Origin of the sequence: Photobacterium marinum (genome assembly GCF_000331515.1) — a bacterium.
Lineage (GTDB): Bacteria > Pseudomonadota > Gammaproteobacteria > Enterobacterales > Vibrionaceae > Photobacterium > Photobacterium marinum.
Window position 1 is genome coordinate 18,689 of record NZ_AMZO01000015.1, and the last position, 17,208, is coordinate 35,896.

Genomic DNA, 17,208 nt, shown 5'->3' on the forward strand with positions numbered 1-17,208 from the left:
GGATTATTCTTTTGCTCTGTTTAATGAAGGAGCCACAGACGTGGCTCTTTGTTGTTTAGATTGCTGTTATGTCGACATTATGGGATCAGCAATGTCGGTTTGGTTTCGTAAGACAGGGCAAAATCAATTTCCCAGCTCATGCCATTCATATTGAGCCGGCCGTCAGGAATGCCTTCTAATCCAGGTTGGCCGGTATCAGCGACTTCCCATTGTTGAGTTCTGGGATTGTTGATGTTACTGAAGTTATCGCCTTGGCTGGCATCATCTAAGGTATAGAGGTACTTTTTATCGTTAAATTTGGCGGCACCGTATACTCGTACGCTGTGTCCACCCTGCCAGTCTCCGTTAATGTCATACCAACTGAAGAGAATTGTAACGGCCCGTCCTTGGCTAAGCTGATCGAAAATCCATTCCCAGGTTGGATTTGCACCTTCTTGCGTTGACGTGATATCTCCCATCAGTACTGTTCCGTTGTCACAGTCTGCGCCACTGCCCAGTAAAGCAGAATCGCTACCCTGATGTCGGAATTCAGTGACAGCTTGCGAGCCTGAATCGTTGAGGTAGCCGAAGACGCCTCGGATTAAGCCGCAAAATGAGGTATATCCTCCACTGTTCAGATCTAGAACGCCGGCCCGACGGCTGTAACTGTCAATGTTGGCGACCAGGCTGTTCTCAGGCTCAGCTACCCAGAACAGGACGTCCCCGGCCGAGCTGACTTTTCCGATTCCCCGAATATGTAACTGTGGCAGGCGCCATAGCAGAGGAAGATTATCGTACCTGTCTTCCAGGTACTGAAGGGCATTGGCATGGGCGATAGGTATGCATTGGTTTCGGCCTGCATCAAGATTAGGTTGATCTGCCTGAATAATTTGAATTGGGAAGAGTAGATCATCCGGCAGGCCTGGAGTTGGGCTGACAGGCTGAGGAGGGCGCCCAAGTGTCAGGGAGTTAGGAATTGATGAGGATACCGGACTGATACGCCCGTCTATATGCCCGGCCCCTTCTGAATTGACTACAGCAGGATTTACCGCAAAGTCTTGTGGTACGAATCGATTAGCAAGTTGGGCAATATCAACAATGGTTGGCAGCGGTTGTTGGCTGAACAATACTGTTGCTCTCAGGAATTTTTTTTGTCCCTGCCCGTCAATACCCGGGCGGAGATCAAAGTAGACAGTAGCTTCTGGTTGGGATGGTGATCGGCCTGAGAAATCCTGGATATCAGGATGCTGATTGCCTTTGTTCCAGCCGGAGCTGTAGCGCCTGTCTGATTTAAACGCTACCTGAGAGCCTGGCACAAAAAGGTTATCGATAACCCAGCTGGCTTGTCCGCCCCGGCTACTGGTGTAGGTGAATACATTGATATAGCCCGGCCCTGCGGCTTTACCAAATCTGTCTTTTAGCCTGTCAGGTTTGACTCTCAGTTGTCCCCAGTCACTGTTGCTGATTTTGCCGATTTCAAGGTCAAAACTGATCTGCTCGAAAACAACGGCATCAGTGCGAGGTGTTAGTTGAGTTACTGGTAGCTGCCTGTCTGGGGAATGATGCCGGTGTTTTGCACTTGCCTGAGGTAGAAATAGCAGCAGGAACAACAAGCCTAAAATACTCGTTTTGATTACTTTCATGGTTGTACTCTCTAATGCTGCCGGTGCATAAAAAACACCGATAGTGATTGAGTTTGTTTGCTGTCAGAGCTGAACTCAGTCTATTGAAAAGTTGAAAAATTAATCAAAATTATAGCTGGGAAGTTAGCGGTAATTGGCTCTCAAAAGTGCAAATACCCCTTTAGCGTTAAGGGATATGAGCCCCTAATGCGGGTTGACTGATGGCGGCAAAAATAAAGCCTCCAGCATGAAAGGCTCATCAAAGTGTCGCTCGCCGATAAAGGCGGTGGCGTGATGACCGTATTGGCGCATTGCTCCTGGGGATTTCACGCCGAATGGCCACAGATAAAAGCGCTCTGAACGTCGGCTATCGGGAAGCATTCCCTGTTGATCAAATAGGCTTTTATAGCTGCTGTTGTTTCGTGGCAGGCTACGTAATTGGTTATAACTCTGCAGAATTAGAGGACGTGCCTGAGGATTGTTGTCGCTCCAGTTCACATCTTTGATCATATGCTCGCCGTGGGAGAGGGTGATGCGTAACGAATTAGTCGTCTTATTCCGGTACACAGACCAGGTAACAGGTGATTCTGTGTCCGCTTGCTTTGGGGCAAACTTCAGTAAAGGGTTAAGAGTAAATACCATGTGGTAACAGCCACAGTGGTGGATACTGTCGAGTATAAGCGGCTGACCTTGATGATCCAGAGTCAGGCGAACCAGAACAGCATCAAACTTGCCTGCATAGGGATCGAATTTGGACTTTGCTGTGCGATTCGCAAACCAGAGACTGTAATGAAGCTGGAGCAGAGTCCGTCCGTGAAAACGGGTATAGCTGTGGCCAAGATACAGAGTCGGTTGGCTGATATTAACGCCGGGTTTGCCATCGGCGAGAAACGCCACCTGTCCGGGTTTGTCATCATTTGAAGCCGTTTCAATAATAAATTCCGGCGCATAGTATTTTTGTAGCTCAGCAAGCTGTGATTTTCCTAGTAATGGCCACTCGGCGTCAGATTTATACAAAGCTTGTCGGAACCAGGAATGAATTGTTGATGAGCTTAGTGTCGGTTTATCGGCATTCCGGTAGATGATGCTGTAATCATGAACGGGTGCTATAAAATCCAGTGCGATTCGGGTATTCTCTGATTCGATAGCCGGTGCGGCAAAAAGTTTGCTGATGGGGTAGAGGCCAACCACCCGTTGCCAGCTCTGATAACCTGACGGGATTTTGGGCGGTGATTGTTTTATCTGTAGCCAGAACTGCGCATTATTTTTGTTGTGAGTAGCGAGTTGTTCGGCGCATTTTTCCTGAATTTCAAAGTCAATGTTCGATTTGTCGGGTAAGTTTTGATATTCCACTTTGCGCTGAACAGCCGCCTGACCGGATACATAATCCAGCCAGCGGGATTTGTCCTCTGTTGATTGCATCTGCGTCAGTATGGCGATACTGAATCGGTCAAAAGCAAGATGAGGGTATTGGGTATTCCAGTGCAACTGCGCGTCTTGGACACCTTGTTGCAGCACCTGTTGTTTAAAATTCATGAGTCTGTTCAGGCATGGATCAAGCTCTGCCGGATAACTAAGGGTATTTACCGGCTGACTGGCGCAGGCAGCCAGCAGCAGGCAGATGAAAGGCAAAAGCAGTTGTTGCATTCAGTCTCTCCGGTTACCGCTTGTTCTGTATTAAGTGTAATGCCGGATATGCAGAGGAGATGAATGGAATGAATGAAAAAACAGCAGCCTGAGCAGGCTACTGTTTGGTATCAGTGGAATTCTTGCTACAAAATGACATGAGGCAGATAGCGTGACAGATCCTGAGTCACTCGGGAGGCATCTTCCCGGATTGAAATACCGCCTGCTTTGTCATTGACCAGCCAACTGCCAATCAGGGTGTAGTTGCCGTTGAATTTTGGCAGTGGGTGATAGGCCTGGAAGATAACGCCTTCATCGCCGTATGGTCCATCAACATGCAGAGTTTGTTTGCCATTTTCGACAACAGTGATATTGGCACCTTCACGTGAAAAGATGGGCTTAATTACGTAATCATTCAGCTTACTGGCTGCCTTGTCATCCGGGAAGTAGGCAGGAAGCAGATTCGGGTGACCTTTGAATTTCTGCCACAGCAACGGTAACAAGGCTTTGTTACTGATCACCGATTTCCACATCGGTTCAAGCCAGTTCACTTTGGCATCGGTCAGGTATTTGCTGTATTCCTCACGGAACATAAATTCCCATGGATAGAGTTTGAACATCCAGCGGACAGGGCGATCCTGCAGATCGGTGAACTCATTTTTTCCGTTGATGCCAATATCTTCTACATGAACAAAAGCGGTCGACAGACCAGCTTCTCTGGCACAGTCTTCAAGATACTGCACTGTTCCGCGGTCTTCTTCGGTGTCTTTGCAGCAGGAGAAGTGCAGGGTTTGTCCCGGTTGCTGTTCGGCCAGCTGAACAAAGCGTCCCATCAGTAGTTCCTGTAGCAGATTGAACTGATCTGCATCCCGGCGGATGGCACCGCTGTTTACCATATCTTCGAGCCATAGCCATTGCCAGAAGCCGGTTTCGTACAGAGATGTTGGTGTGTCTGCGTTGTTCTCATAGAGCTTTGCATGTCCTTTGCCATCGTAGGCAAAGTCAAGGCGAGAGTAGAGAGAAGGCTCTTTACGTTGCCAGGAATCGAGAACGTTCTGCCACATTGCTTCGGGGATTTGGAAGCGATGAAGCCAGTATTCATCCCGTACGACAGTATCGACGACATCGAGACACATCTGATGGATTTCTTCCGTCGGATCTTCCAGATCTCGTTCTATCTGTTCAAGGGTGAACTGGTAGTAGGCGCTTTCATCCCAGTATGGTTCGCCGTACATGGTGTGGAAGCCAAAGCCAAATTCTGCGGCGAGATCGCGCCAGTGCGCACGCTCCTTGCTCTCGATTCGAAGCATGGTAAACCCTTATTCATTGTTTTTACTTGCTGTCGGGCATTTTATCGGTTGTGGGATAATCGTGCAGCATCGGTGATGCCGAATATTGGGACTTTTGTCTGATATTGCAAAAGCATCCATATCAATTAAAACCAAAAACGCCGGACGATATGTCCGGCGTTATCAAACTATCTGTTCTATGAACGGCTTAGTCATTCTGGTGCTCAATGACATACATTTCGTTGGTGTTTTCATGCAGGCTGTTAACACGGAAAACATGCTGGTTTTGATCCAGCCCTTTTTCATACTCAGACAGGTAAATGTCACTGTGAATATGCTCGGCAACTAGCTTATTTATCAATGGGTTGTTGGTGTAAACGCCGACAGCTTCATTGAAGTTGGAGAAGATAAGCGAGCGGTGCATGTCGGCAACCACAATCAGGCGTCGTGACGGATAAAGCGACTCTTCATCCGGTGAGCGAGAGTACATCTCGATATCCGGATGCGGTTTATCCAGTTGTTTGAATGAGAACACAATGACGCGCACACCACGTTCGATGGCCTGAACCAGCTCATCTTTAAAGTCATGCAGACTGAAATCAGTATTGATATAGATTTCTTTTTCGGCATGGTTCAGTACTTCACGTACTTTTTGCTTTAGGTTTTCAAATCCGGCGACGTTGAAGATAAATTCTTTTTCATCTTCCGACATCAGATTTTTTAATTCTGTCTTGAGGTAGTGGATATTATCTATACACTTTTTCTCGATCTGTTCGAAGATCAAATCCGGGGATTTAGCTTCATACTCTTTTGTTTGACCATCACAAAGAAATATATAACCGTTGTTATATAAATTGTCGATGGAAGAGTAAACCGTCGAGCGGGACAGTGATATTTCTTTGGCAATCTTATATCCACTTGAACGTCCGTTTTGCAGCAGACACAAATAGACGAGTGCATCTGTTTTTGAAAAACCGAAAGCCATTAATTTATCAACTAACTGAGTCAACGCTCCCCCTAAATAAATATCCATTTACATACAAATTAATACAATTCTCTCATGCTTTCCGGTCATTGGGAATGAGAATATTCAGTGTAATATCACGTTATTGCCATCTGTTTTATAAAATTTACCTCATAAAATAAAACAGGCCAGCAATATAGCTGGCCTATTAATCATTGGTTCAGGATTCTGGTCAAATTATTAAATAATTGTTCATATATCCAATCGCTTTTAAGCGGGTTGAATATAATCCTGTCCTTATTTCTGAATTGTACGCAAAATAACCACTTCGTTTTGTTTCAGGCTGATTTGTGCATTACCGTCAGCGACAACGACAGAGTTTGAATCCAGCAGGTTCTGATAAGTACCGTTTGCAAGACCGATATTCTGTACATTAACGCTGGTGGTTGGACCGATATTAGCGGCAACCAGCACTACGTCATCCCCGGCATTACGTTCGAACACCAGTACATTTTCATTTACCCAGCGTTCGACGTAGTTGCCCTGTTGGATTGCAAAGCTGTCATCACGCAGATCGCTGAGTTTTTTGATCAACGAGTAGGCCGGTGTGCTTTGATCGAAGCCAGGCATAACTTCACGGTTGAATGGATCGCTGCCTACCTGGCCGAAGCTGTTAACGGTAAAGTTTGCAGCGTACTGCTCGGTTCCATAGTAAATACAAGGAATACCACGGGATGTCATGATCACTGCCAGACCCAGTTCCAGACGCTGACGAGCAAAGTCTGCACTCAGGCGGCCACCAGCTTCATTGTTGCTTGGGCCGAAGGTGTTTTTGTCTGAGCGTAGCGCGGTACTGATTCGCGCCATGTCATGGTTGTCCAGGAAGGTAACCTGCCAGTCCGATGATGTGAAGGCCGTATCACGTTCTTTCAGGTAGTTGTTAAGCGTGTACATGTTTGTGCGGTTGGTAAGCACTCGCTCCATGGTGTCACGCAGTCCGAAGTCCAGTAGGGCTGAGCCGGAAGTATTGGCATAGTCCAACGCCATTCCGTCGATACCTGTTTTAGATGTTGCACTGGCACCGAACCACTCACCGAAGAAGAAAAATCCGCGGCCTTTAGATTGAGCATAGTTGTAAAGATCGCCGGTCCAGCGCTGGATGAAAGATTTTTCCATGTGCTTGATGGCGTCGATACGGATGGCGTCAACGCCCATATCAATCCAGAATTTGGCACCGTCTGTCAGGTAGTTATAGGTAGCCTGGTTGTTTTGGTCGAAATCGGTCAGGTTGAACAGGTTGTGATGAGTGACTTGATACCAGTCGTTCCAGTTGTTAACCCCACCGTTGTGGTGATACCAGTTGGTACCGGCGGCAACATCACTCTGATAATTAGTAATGTGCTGGCCGTTGCGGTAAAGGGCACCGAATTCCATTTCGTCATTCGGGTTAGAGTGGTTTGGTGCATAGTCCAGTACCAGCTTCATGTCGTATACCGGGCTGTGCATTTTTGCAACCAGCTCTTTGAAATCATCAAGGGTGCCCAGGTGTTCGTCAACCTTGAAGAAGTCTTTACCCCAGTAGCCATGGTATGCCGCGTCACCGTATTGGTTGGCACCGTCAACGTTGTCGATTGGTGGGGTGATCCAGATGGCGCCGACACCCATATCTTTCAAGTAGTCGAGTTTGTTGATCAGACCGCGGATATCGCCACCCTGGTATTTTTTCAGGTTGCTGCCATCGGCAGAATAAGAGCGACTGTCGTGACCGACGTTGTTGCTTGAATCACCATCAGAGAAGCGGTCCAGGAAGACGAAATACATGGTTCTGTCACGCATTTCCAGTGCTGGTTTTTCGTGAATAAAGACTTGCTGGGTATCATCGTAGAAGTTGATGATATAGGTTTTGTTCGGGTCTACAGTGAAGTTTTTCTGAGGGTAGCTTTCTTGCCAGTTGCCATAGCGGTCAATTTTGAAGCTGGGTGCCAGGCTATCAGCGCCGTTGCGGAAGGTTTTGATGATTTGCCATTGGTTGTCGCCCATGTAGGTCATGGCTTCGCTTTGCCATCCGTTCGGCGTTCCTCTGAAATATGCCTGATTCCAGTCAGCAATGGCAGCCTGAGAGAAAACCAGAGCAGAGAGTAAGATCATTGATTTTTTCATTATTCCCTCTAATTCTATCTTTATTGTTTTCACATATGTTCAAAGTACCCGAATATTCAGGTGAATATCCGGGCACAATGAGATTGCTTATTTACTACAGGATGTTTCTTTCTTGTTGTTAATTATGTAATGGTCTCTGCTTTTTAATCTTTCCTCCTATGTTTATATTGCGGAGCTATGAAGAGTGCAGGAACACCTTCATGATTATTTTGATTGCTTGATTAACGTGTTATCTGAAAGCCAAATATTACTTTTCGATTTGGATTACTTTATATCCATAAGCAGGAAGTGTAATTTGACTCTCAAATTCTTCACTTTTATAGGTCAATAAATCTTTTATGGGTTTATGAGCTAATTCTTCTGGAAGTTCAAAAGTGCTTTCAGATGATTCATTGTTCATCATGACAATCACATTTCCGCGCTGGTAAATGAGCGTTTTCTGCTGTTTACCGACATGCAACCATTGAATAGATGGCGCCTGTAAGTCAGAAAACTCTTTGCGCAGGTTAATTAGTGATTGAATGAAAGTTTTGAAATCCTGATCCTGTTTAGACTCATCCCATTCCATGCACTTGCGGTGGTCTTCAGATCCCATGGCTTTGTAGCCTTCCATGCCAATCTCACCGCCATAGTAGATACATGGGCTGCCAATCTGAGTGAACATAAACAGGTACGACAGTTTAGCTTTATCTTTGCTACCACCGGCCTCGCTGATGATGCGAGATGTATCATGGCTTTCCAGCAGGTTGAAGATGGATGCGTTCACGTTACGAGGATAATTCAGGTACGAGTTATTTACGTCATATGTAAAATTGCGGGCATCAGTATTATCAAATGCAAAGAACTCCTTGATTGCTGAAGTCAGCGGGTAGTTCATCAGTGAGTCGTATTGATCGCCCTGCAGCCACGCCATGCCTTCATGCCAGATTTCACCCAGAATGTAGCAGTCCGGTTTGATAGACTTAACAACTTTGCGGAAGTCGCGCCAGAACTGGTGATCTACCTCGTTGGCAACATCCAGGCGCCAGCCGTCGATATCAAATTCTTCCACCCAGTAACGAGCGACGTCTAACAGGTATGCTCGGCATTCCGGGTTTTCGGTGTTCAGCTTCGGCATGGTGTGAACATTGCCGAAAGTTTCGTAATTCAGGTTGGTGAAATCCCAGGTTTCCAGCGGCTTGTCCGGATAAACCGGGAAGTCTTTAATCCAGAACCAGTCTTTGTATTTGGACTTTTCACCGTTTTCAACCACATCCAGCCATAGTGGAGATTCGTTGCCGATATGGTTGAAAACTGCATCCAGCATCACTTTCATGCCGCGCTTGTGGGCTGCTTCAACCAGAGCTTTAAATGCTTCTTTGCCACCAAAGTGCGGGTCGACTTGCATGTAGTCGATGGTGTCGTACTTGTGGTTGGCGTTGGCAAAGAAAATCGGGCAGAAATACAGACCGTTGATACCCAGTTCCTGTAGATAATCCAGGTGGTCAATTACACCCCACAGATCGCCACCCATGAAGTTGTCGTTGGTCGGTTTGCTACCCCATGGCTCAACGTTTGCCGGTGAAATATCCGGACGGCCGTTAGCAAAACGTTCAGGGAAAATCTGATACCAGGTGGTGTCTTTAACCCATTCCGGAGTGGAAAGCACGTCAGCCGGGTTGATGTACGGGAAACAGTAAAAGTTGCTCAGGTGGCTCAGTGCCTTGCTGTTTGCCTGTTGATCATCGGTTAGGGGGACACATTTTTTCTCACCGAACAGCAGTTTTTCCTGGCTTTCTTTATCGGTCAGGATAAATCCGTAACGGGTACGCTTGCGGGTTGGTTTGTATGCCGCAAACCAGCAGTCATACAGCTCGGTTGAGCCTTCAAGTTCCATTTCGACTTCTTCGCCGCCGCTCCAACCGTAGGCATCGCTACCTTCAAGGTTACCACCATCAAGGCCACCTTCTTCCCACTTGTACGGATCGCCAATCCACAAGGTTACCTTTTCCACTTCACCTTTCGCACTGCGCATTCGAATATGCAGTGTTTCTTTGTCATTCGCGTAGCTGAATGCACTTTTTGCTGTATGAATCAGCGAACTTCTCGTGATCATGGTATTTCCTTCGTTATTCCTTAACTGCACCGCTCACCAGGCCGCTTGCGATATGCTTTTGCAGCAGCATGAAGAGAAGGGTAATCGGTACAGCAACAAGTAATGCACCTGCGGTAAACAGGGTGTAATTCTCGCTTGACTGGGATGAGATCCAACTGAAGATCCCCACTGCCAGGGTCTGATTTTCTTCACTGCGGAGGATCAGAGTCGGCAGGATGAAGTCCATCCACGGCGCAGTGAAAGACACCAGGGCAACAAACACCATTATTGGTTTTGCAAGCGGTAAGATAATTTCCCAAAAAATTGTAAAGTGACCGGCACCGTCGATTTTTGCCGCTTCATCCAGCGAAGTCGGGATGGCATCGAAGTAGCCTTTCACCAACCAGGCCAGGAATGGAAGTGACCCGGTAACGTAGACCAGCAACAGGCCAAGGTAGCTGTCAATCAGGTTCAGTTTTGACAGGAAGATATAAATCGCTGTCATTGACAGGAATGCCGGGAACATTTGCAGAATCAGAATCCCCATCATGACATTCCTTTTGTTCTTGAAGCGGTAACGCGAGAAGGTGTAAGCCGTCATGGTTACCAGCACCAGAGAAATCAGCATGTTCAGTACAGACAGGATCAGGGTGTTTTTGTACCACTGAACATAAGATGTCTCGAACAGCAGGGTTTTATAGTGCTCTAACGTGAAACCAAAACCGCCGAAACTGGTGCTGAATAGGTTCTGGCCCGGCTTGAATGAGGCCAGAATGGTCCAGACGATCGGTGCCAGTACAATGACGGCATTGGTAATCAGGAACAGGTAAACCAGGCCGTTTGCTAAATTGATTTTGCGTTTAGCCAACATAATTACATCCCCACATCGTCTTTAAAGGATTTCATGCGTCTGAACTGCCAGATAGCGATGCCAGACAGGAACAGGAAGATGACAATCGAAACCACAGAGGCGATGTGATACTGCTGGAAGTCCAGTGTCAGCTTGTAGATCCAGGTGATCAAAATGTCGGTGTGGCCTGCGAAGCGGTAATCCGGGTTAATCGGACCGCCGTTGGTCAGCAGGTAAATGGCACCGAAGTTATTGAAGTTGTGTGCAAAGGTCATTACCAACGATGGTGCGATCTGATGAAGTACCATCGGCAGGGTAATTTCATAGAACTGCTGAAATTTACCTGCACCATCAATTTCGCTGGCTTCGTATAGGTCGGCCGGAATATTGGTCAGAGCGCCGGAAATCAGCAGCATGAAATACGGTGCGCCAACCCAGACACTGATAGCAACAACCATGAACTTCGCCATAATCGGGTCAGTCAGGAACGGGATTGAATCAATTCCCCACACAGACAGCAGATTGTTGACCGGGCCGATCCCGTTCAGTAGCAGGCGGAACACCAGCAGGGTGACGAACGCCGGAATGGCATACGGCAGAATGAAGACGAAACGCCACAGCTTCTTGAATTTGACGTCTTTCTTTTCAACCGCCAGTGCAAGAATAAAGCCGAAGACAAAAACACAGAATGTCGCAGACAATGCCCAGATAACTGTCCAGGCTGCTACGCCGAAGAAGGTCTCAGACCAGATCTTCAGTTGGAATAGCTGGAGGAAGTTACCAAAACCGACCCAGTCAACCAGGTTACGCGGCGGAATATGATTCGGTGCCGAATAGTTGGTGAACGAAACCAGAACGGTAATTACAATCGGCATGACAACAAAGAATGTTGCAGCAATGCCTGCCGGGCTCAACGCAATAAATGCAAAGTTATCGTCGTAGAACTTGTGGATCTGTTCTTTCAGCGTCAGCTCTGTTTTCTCACTTTTCAGTGCGTCTTTTACATTGACGATGTAAAGCCAGACGAAGAAAAGCGATAGGATCAGGGCAATTACGCCTTCTACTAACATGAATACAGAGTTATCACCCTGAATAATATCGAAGCCTCTCCGCGTTTGGGCAACGTCCCCTAAGGTGATTAAGCCTTGTAGCGCAGCGATCAGATCCGGCAGGTAGGTGACGAATAATAACTGTGCAGCTAAATAAAATAACCCTTTCAGATATTGGTTATTTTTTAGTTGGGTTGCGCCCATGACAAGGAGAGATAGAGGAACGTGGAATGCTCCTCTTTTCTCTACACTAATTAACATATATCTACTCTTTTACTCTTGATGGCGAATCGAATAATTGCTGCAAATTACTGCTGCATAGCGATTTGCTGTTTGATAACTGACTCGGCTTTTTTCAAAGAAGCCTGTACATCAGCTTTGTTATTCCAGATGTCAGCCAGTGCAGCTGTTGCCGGTTGCCATACGTAGCCCATTTCAGGAATTGAAGGCATGGCGTCTGCGTGGTAACCCTGAGCAATGATCGCTTTGGTAAATGCATCACCGGTTTTCGCCAGTTTTTCCATCGCACCTTTGTGAGGCGGGATCGCTTTCATCATTTCAAAGCGTTTCAGCTGCATATCTTCAGACGTGACGAAATCAGCAAACAGCTGGGCTGCACGAGGGTATTGAGTGAATGAAGATACGGCCAGCATTTTTACAGAAGCGAAAGTCGTTGGCTTCTTGCCTTTGAAGCTAGGTACAGGCACAGCACCCAGATTGATGCCTGAATTGATGTAACCTTCTACAGCCCAAGGGCCGTCGATGATCGCTGCGGCTTTACCTTCAGTGAACAGACCACGACGAACCTGAACCTGGTTCATGTCTTCTGAGTTAGAGTTAGTAGTGTCACGCAGTTCAAGCATGGCCTGGATGCCTTTAACAGCGCCCGTTGTTGCAATACCTACATCGTTGGCATCTCTACCGTCGTTACCGAACTCATAGCCGTTGTACATAGACAGGAACATGCGGGATTCATAGTAATTCTGGATATCCCACAGCAGGGCGTATTTGTGCTCTTTTGGGTTGGTATAGCCTTTACTGAATTCGATGATCTGTTCGAAACTGGTTGGCGTTTGAGGTAAAAGGTCTTTGTTATAGAACAGAACAAGCGTTTCAAATGATAGCGGGAAACCGTAGGTTACACCTTTGCTGTCTTTGGCGGCCACTGCCGCACTGTGGATGAAGTCATTGTCAACACGATCTCCGCTGACCAGGTTTTCCATAATCACACCGGATGTCACGGCACGGCCAAGGAAGTCATGCGGGAATTCAACGATATCGCCCACACGGGTTGATGAGCCGTCCTGGATTAGTCGGTTAATTGCGTTTAGCGGGCTGACAGAGCGAACGTCGATATCAATGTTGTATTTGGTTTCGAATTCTTTTGCGGCGTATTTCATGAAATCGGTGCTGGCACCCTTATCCGCCCAAACTTGCAGTGCAGCGCCTTCTTCTGGTTGGATAGTTTGTGACGCCATTACCGGTAGGGCAGAGGCCATAAGTCCGGATGACAGTAGTGCAGACAAGATGATCTTTTTCATTTTCTCTTACCTTTAAGTTTTGTTAGTAGTACGCCACGTACTACTCAAATACTAATTCTGCTTAATTAGCAGTCAAGAAATAATCTGACGTTATTGACCGAAGTGTGATTGCTATCAAAGACGGTGTAATAAATTAACTCGATTTGTGGATGTGGGGAGAGTTTACAGAAGTGGAAATAAAGCCTCTATTTATATAGTGCACTGTTTGGGATTTATTTTTCCTCTATTTTTGTGGCGCATAAATATCCCTTAAGGAAATAGACAATTAATAAGAATATTTCTTATCTTTGATGAGTTAATTAATTACGTAAAATAAACGTTAGTGTGAATATCATCACATGAAATTGCTTGTATCCTGGTTGACCTTTGTATTTGTATCTCTAGAATTAGTAGTACGCCATGTACCACTAACAAAACACAATAACTCAAATCTTCAAGGATCAAGGTAATGAACAAGTCCTTATTGTCGGTACTGATTGTAAATGCTTTGGCTGCAGGGTATGCACACGCAGAGGTCGCTCCGTCTGATACATCCAATACTTTTGACCAGCTTGTGAATGTGGTAACGAATGTTAATGGTCACGTTGGCGTAGCCTATGAGTTTAAAGAAACAGAATTTACTAATTATTCTGACCCTACTCAAACCTATACTGAAAAGCATAAAGAAAATAGCTATATCGATGGTTTCTACAACTTCAATGACTTGAATCTTTTCGGTAACTATAAAATTACTCAAATCACTAACTCAATACGTAAGAATAACGGTGAGTTTCTTAATGAAGAAACTGTTAAATATGAGCTTTCGACAAATTATCGATATGTTCTTTCTGAAAGCCTGAATACTGGTTTGGGTTATAGTCTTGAATATGAGGATGGTTACGCGATTGAATCCAATAGTGGCCGCTCAGATAGAAAGATTAATACTACAGAAGCTCAGCATGAGTTCAGCACTTGGTTGGGTTATTGGAATAATGAAGGGCAGTGGGGCTTCTATAGTGATGCATCTGTTGGTTGGAAAGATGCTGACAAAAACCAATGGGGTGATGCTGACACTGATCTTTATCATGTAAGCTTTAAGCCATTCATGAACTTAGGTAAGTTCTTTATGGCAGCAGAGCTGTACTATGAGAATCAGGATACAACTAATAGCTGGAAAGAAAACATTGATTTTACTGAACGCTATATTGAACCAGAGCTAGCATATAGTTTTGGTGAAGGTAAGCGTGTTTTCGTGAAACACCGCTTTAGTGAAAAAGAAACTAACACCTCTCGTAGTAATGGTAGCAGTACTAAGTATTTCGAGAACATCAATAAAACCACTTTGGGGTATCAACAAACTATTGGTGAAAAATGGTGGGTATCTGCTGAAGTTGAACTTATTCGCGAAAAGCATGATATGGATGATAAGAAATTTGCGGATAAGGACAGTGACAACTTCAAACTATTCGCGCAATATCGTTTCTAGGATAGTTTGACTTAGGAATAGAGCATGATTACTGCAGCAGAAATCGCGCAATTATTAGGTGGAAAACTTATTGGCCAGGCGGATATCGAGATTAATGAGATCGTAGATATTCACGATAATGTAAAGGGTGGCCTGGCAATTATTCACCAGAAGAAAGATCTGAACGCATTGGAAACATCAAAAGCTGAGGTGATTATCGGACCATCGGTAATTGAGTCTGTCAAAGATAAAACACTTATCGTGATAGATAAGATCGATCCGATGAAATTGAATCAGTTACTGCGCTTTTATAAAGTGAAACGTTATGGCTTAGAAGACCAGTGCAATACCTCAGATCGTAGTGATGTACATATCGGTAATCATGTCTCTATTGGCAAAGACTGTTATTTCATGCCGGGTGTAAAAATCATGAATGGTGTCACCATTGGTGACAACGTTGTGGTTCATGCCAATACCGTTATTAAAGAAGGTACGGTGATTGGTAGTAATGTCACCATTGATGCTAATTGCTCGATAGGTAATTACAGCTTTGAGTATTTATTTGAGCATGGTGAATACATTCGGTTAGAGAGTGTAGGACGAGTCATTATTGAAGATGATGTCGAGATTGGTGCCAATAATACCATTGATCGCGGCACATTCGGTTCGACGGTGATTGGCCGGGGAACAAAGCTGGATAATCAGATTCAGATTGGTCATGACGTGAAAATTGGTCAGCATTGCTTGATCGTATCTCAGGTTGGTATTGCCGGATGGACAATACTTGAAGACCACGTCATTGTTCATGGTCAGGCCGGACTGGCTGGAGGGTTGCGGATTGGTCACGGAACGATGATCAAGGCACAGGCCGGAGTTACCAAGTCCTGCAAGCCAAACAGCCAGCTTTGTGGTTACCCTGCACGCGAGTCATCTCAATTTTTAAGCACAGTAGCAGCCCTGAACAAGCTTTCCCGACAGCCTCAGTCAAAGCTGTCTGCAGCTACTGTGGAATCAGAGTCACCAGGTGTTTTAAGAAGATGGTTAAGGAAGTTGATCTGATCTTCGGGTGGAACTCTGCGCTAGCGACAATTTTTCGGAGTCATACATGGCAAATGTGAAGCTTAGCCAAGTAACAAAGCAATATGAAAATGGTTTTAAGGCCGTACATGGCATTGACCTGGATATCCATGAAGGGGAGTTCATGGTTTTCGTGGGACCGTCAGGTTGTGCCAAATCAACCACGCTGAGAATGATTGCCGGACTGGAATCGATCTCAGGCGGTGAGATTCGTATCGGCAACCAGGTGGTGAATGACTTGCCGCCTAAAGAGCGCGGCATTGCCATGGTATTCCAGAACTATGCGCTTTATCCGCATAAGACGGTTTACGACAACATGGCGTTTGGTCTGAAGATGCAAAAGCGACCAAAAGCTGAGATTGATCGTCGTGTTCGAGAAGCGGCAGAAAAACTGGAAATTACTGATCTTCTCGATCGTAAGCCAAAAGAGATGTCCGGTGGCCAGCGCCAGCGTGTTGCTGTAGGTCGCGCGATTGTTCGTAAACCGGATGTTTTCCTGTTTGATGAACCACTGTCTAACCTTGATGCTAAGTTGCGTGTTTCGATGCGGGTAAAAATTGCTCAGCTTCACCAGCAACTTAAAGAAGAAGGTAATCCGGCGACCATGATCTACGTTACTCATGATCAGACCGAAGCTCTGACGCTTGGTGATCGGATTTGTGTACTGAACAGCGGTCAGATCATGCAGGTCGATACACCGGTGAATCTGTATAACTATCCTCGTAACCGTTTTGTTGCTGGTTTTATTGGTTCTCCAGCAATGAACCTGATTGAGGTTTATCTGCGAAAACTGGACGAGACATATTATGTTGATCTTGGTATAGACAAGCTAATAGCACTGCCAGCACGTTTTGCCGACAAGCTGGATCAGTATGTGGATCAGAAAGTGTGCTTTGGTCTACGCCCAGAACATATTTCGATTCAGGAAGGTGACGGTATTGCTAACGCACTACCAGCCAGGATTTCCGTCATCGAGAACATGGGTAATGAAAAGTATGTGTACTTTGATGTTGCCGAGTATCAGATGATTAGTCGGATTCATGATCCGCTGCTGTCTATGTCAGCGATTAACTCAGAGAAGCAGTTTGTGTTAGACACTGAATTTAGTCACATTTTTGATATTGCAACGGGAGATAACCTGACGCTGGATTGATGCGGCAGGCTACTGATTTACGTTTTATATTGGGTACGTCTCTATATCACGCAAAGGATGATGCGTTGTTGGTTTGAAAAGAAATCTATTCCTCGACTCAATAACCAGCCGGGCAGGACGCCCGGCTTTTTTAGTGCCGTCGCATAATGAGGAAACACGCTATGGGAGTACGCTAACTGTGTATTGAATGCTCGTAGCTGGTTGCTTTGTTAGTTTGCCCATGGTTAGCACTTTGTTTTTCAGCAATAAGTTGCAAATGATTGGCTTTAGTTTTCCTGGATATTGTTTGTGCAAGCTGTCTGGTTCGCTTTTTCACGCGAGCTTTGTCGTTTGTCATTTTTGCTCTTGATTGTAACCTGAAAGGCGATATTGGCTATTTC

Annotated in this window: 12 protein-coding genes; 3 read left to right on the forward strand and 9 right to left on the reverse strand. The window is 45.7% G+C overall.

The genetic code is table 11. The annotated features are described in order from the left end of the window. Nucleotides 1-77: 77 nt before the first annotated feature. The 9 genes from C942_RS09805 to C942_RS09845 form a co-directional block, all read right to left on the reverse strand. Nucleotides 78-1,622: a hypothetical protein gene (locus C942_RS09805; RefSeq protein WP_007465205.1), complete on the reverse strand. Its 1,545-nt coding sequence runs from the start codon at nucleotides 1,620-1,622 to the stop codon at nucleotides 78-80. A 183-nt stretch (nucleotides 1,623-1,805) separates the two neighbouring features. Continuing rightward, the gene (locus C942_RS09810; protein ID WP_007465207.1) at nucleotides 1,806-3,248 is read right to left on the reverse strand and encodes a hypothetical protein; all 1,443 of its coding nucleotides are present in this window, start codon (nucleotides 3,246-3,248) and stop codon (nucleotides 1,806-1,808) included. A gap of 125 nt (nucleotides 3,249-3,373) precedes the next feature. Continuing rightward, complete coding sequence (locus tag C942_RS09815) at nucleotides 3,374-4,537, reverse strand: glutathionylspermidine synthase family protein (RefSeq protein WP_007465209.1); 1,164 nt, start codon at nucleotides 4,535-4,537, stop codon at nucleotides 3,374-3,376. Between the two features lie 187 nt (nucleotides 4,538-4,724). Further along, entirely contained in the window at nucleotides 4,725-5,525 is an 801-nt protein-coding gene (locus tag C942_RS09820; protein ID WP_036799567.1) for a TrmB family transcriptional regulator, read from the reverse strand. Between the two features lie 252 nt (nucleotides 5,526-5,777). Further along, nucleotides 5,778-7,640 carry an alpha-amylase family glycosyl hydrolase gene (locus C942_RS09825; protein ID WP_007465213.1) on the reverse strand — a complete coding sequence of 621 codons (1,863 nt, stop codon included), beginning with the start codon at nucleotides 7,638-7,640 and terminating at the stop codon, nucleotides 5,778-5,780. A 247-nt stretch (nucleotides 7,641-7,887) separates the two neighbouring features. Then, nucleotides 7,888-9,735: a glycoside hydrolase family 13 protein gene (locus C942_RS09830; RefSeq protein WP_007465215.1), complete on the reverse strand. Its 1,848-nt coding sequence runs from the start codon at nucleotides 9,733-9,735 to the stop codon at nucleotides 7,888-7,890. Between the two features lie 13 nt (nucleotides 9,736-9,748). Continuing rightward, nucleotides 9,749-10,585, reverse strand: a complete 837-nt coding sequence (locus C942_RS09835; protein WP_007465217.1) for a sugar ABC transporter permease — start codon at nucleotides 10,583-10,585, stop codon at nucleotides 9,749-9,751. 2 nt (nucleotides 10,586-10,587) lie between these two features. Beyond that, nucleotides 10,588-11,874: a carbohydrate ABC transporter permease gene (locus C942_RS09840; RefSeq protein ID WP_036799541.1), complete on the reverse strand. Its 1,287-nt coding sequence runs from the start codon at nucleotides 11,872-11,874 to the stop codon at nucleotides 10,588-10,590. A gap of 47 nt (nucleotides 11,875-11,921) precedes the next feature. Further along, nucleotides 11,922-13,154, reverse strand: coding sequence for a sugar ABC transporter substrate-binding protein (locus C942_RS09845; protein ID WP_007465222.1), 1,233 nt, complete (start codon nucleotides 13,152-13,154; stop codon nucleotides 11,922-11,924). A 448-nt stretch (nucleotides 13,155-13,602) separates the two neighbouring features. On the opposite strand from C942_RS09845, the gene C942_RS09850 reads away from it, so the two are divergent. The 3 genes from C942_RS09850 to C942_RS09860 are packed head-to-tail and all read left to right on the forward strand — an operon-like array spanning nucleotide 13,603 to nucleotide 16,828. Next, a complete protein-coding gene (locus C942_RS09850; RefSeq protein WP_007465224.1) occupies nucleotides 13,603-14,619 on the forward strand; it encodes a hypothetical protein in 1,017 nt (338 codons plus the stop codon). Between the two features lie 24 nt (nucleotides 14,620-14,643). Continuing rightward, nucleotides 14,644-15,657, forward strand: coding sequence for a UDP-3-O-(3-hydroxymyristoyl)glucosamine N-acyltransferase (locus C942_RS09855; protein ID WP_007465226.1), 1,014 nt, complete (start codon nucleotides 14,644-14,646; stop codon nucleotides 15,655-15,657). Between the two features lie 46 nt (nucleotides 15,658-15,703). Continuing rightward, entirely contained in the window at nucleotides 15,704-16,828 is a 1,125-nt protein-coding gene (locus tag C942_RS09860) for an ABC transporter ATP-binding protein (RefSeq protein ID WP_007465228.1), read from the forward strand. Nucleotides 16,829-17,208: the final 380 nt, after the last annotated feature.

Excerpts from the sequence above, each read along its gene's own strand:
- C942_RS09805 (WP_007465205.1), bottom strand. The coding sequence starts at position 1,622 with ATGAAAGTAATCAAAACGAGTATTTTAGGCTTGTTGTTCCTGCTGCTA.
- C942_RS09810 (WP_007465207.1), bottom strand. The coding sequence starts at position 3,248 with ATGCAACAACTGCTTTTGCCTTTCATCTGCCTGCTGCTGGCTGCCTGC.
- C942_RS09815 (WP_007465209.1), bottom strand. The coding sequence starts at position 4,537 with ATGCTTCGAATCGAGAGCAAGGAGCGTGCGCACTGGCGCGATCTCGCC.
- C942_RS09825 (WP_007465213.1), bottom strand. The coding sequence starts at position 7,640 with ATGAAAAAATCAATGATCTTACTCTCTGCTCTGGTTTTCTCTCAGGCT.
- C942_RS09830 (WP_007465215.1), bottom strand. The coding sequence starts at position 9,735 with ATGATCACGAGAAGTTCGCTGATTCATACAGCAAAAAGTGCATTCAGC.
- C942_RS09835 (WP_007465217.1), bottom strand. The coding sequence starts at position 10,585 with ATGTTGGCTAAACGCAAAATCAATTTAGCAAACGGCCTGGTTTACCTG.
- C942_RS09840 (WP_036799541.1), bottom strand. The coding sequence starts at position 11,874 with ATGTTAATTAGTGTAGAGAAAAGAGGAGCATTCCACGTTCCTCTATCT.
- C942_RS09845 (WP_007465222.1), bottom strand. The coding sequence starts at position 13,154 with ATGAAAAAGATCATCTTGTCTGCACTACTGTCATCCGGACTTATGGCC.
- C942_RS09850 (WP_007465224.1), top strand. The coding sequence starts at position 13,603 with ATGAACAAGTCCTTATTGTCGGTACTGATTGTAAATGCTTTGGCTGCA.
- C942_RS09855 (WP_007465226.1), top strand. The coding sequence starts at position 14,644 with ATGATTACTGCAGCAGAAATCGCGCAATTATTAGGTGGAAAACTTATT.
- C942_RS09860 (WP_007465228.1), top strand. The coding sequence starts at position 15,704 with ATGGCAAATGTGAAGCTTAGCCAAGTAACAAAGCAATATGAAAATGGT.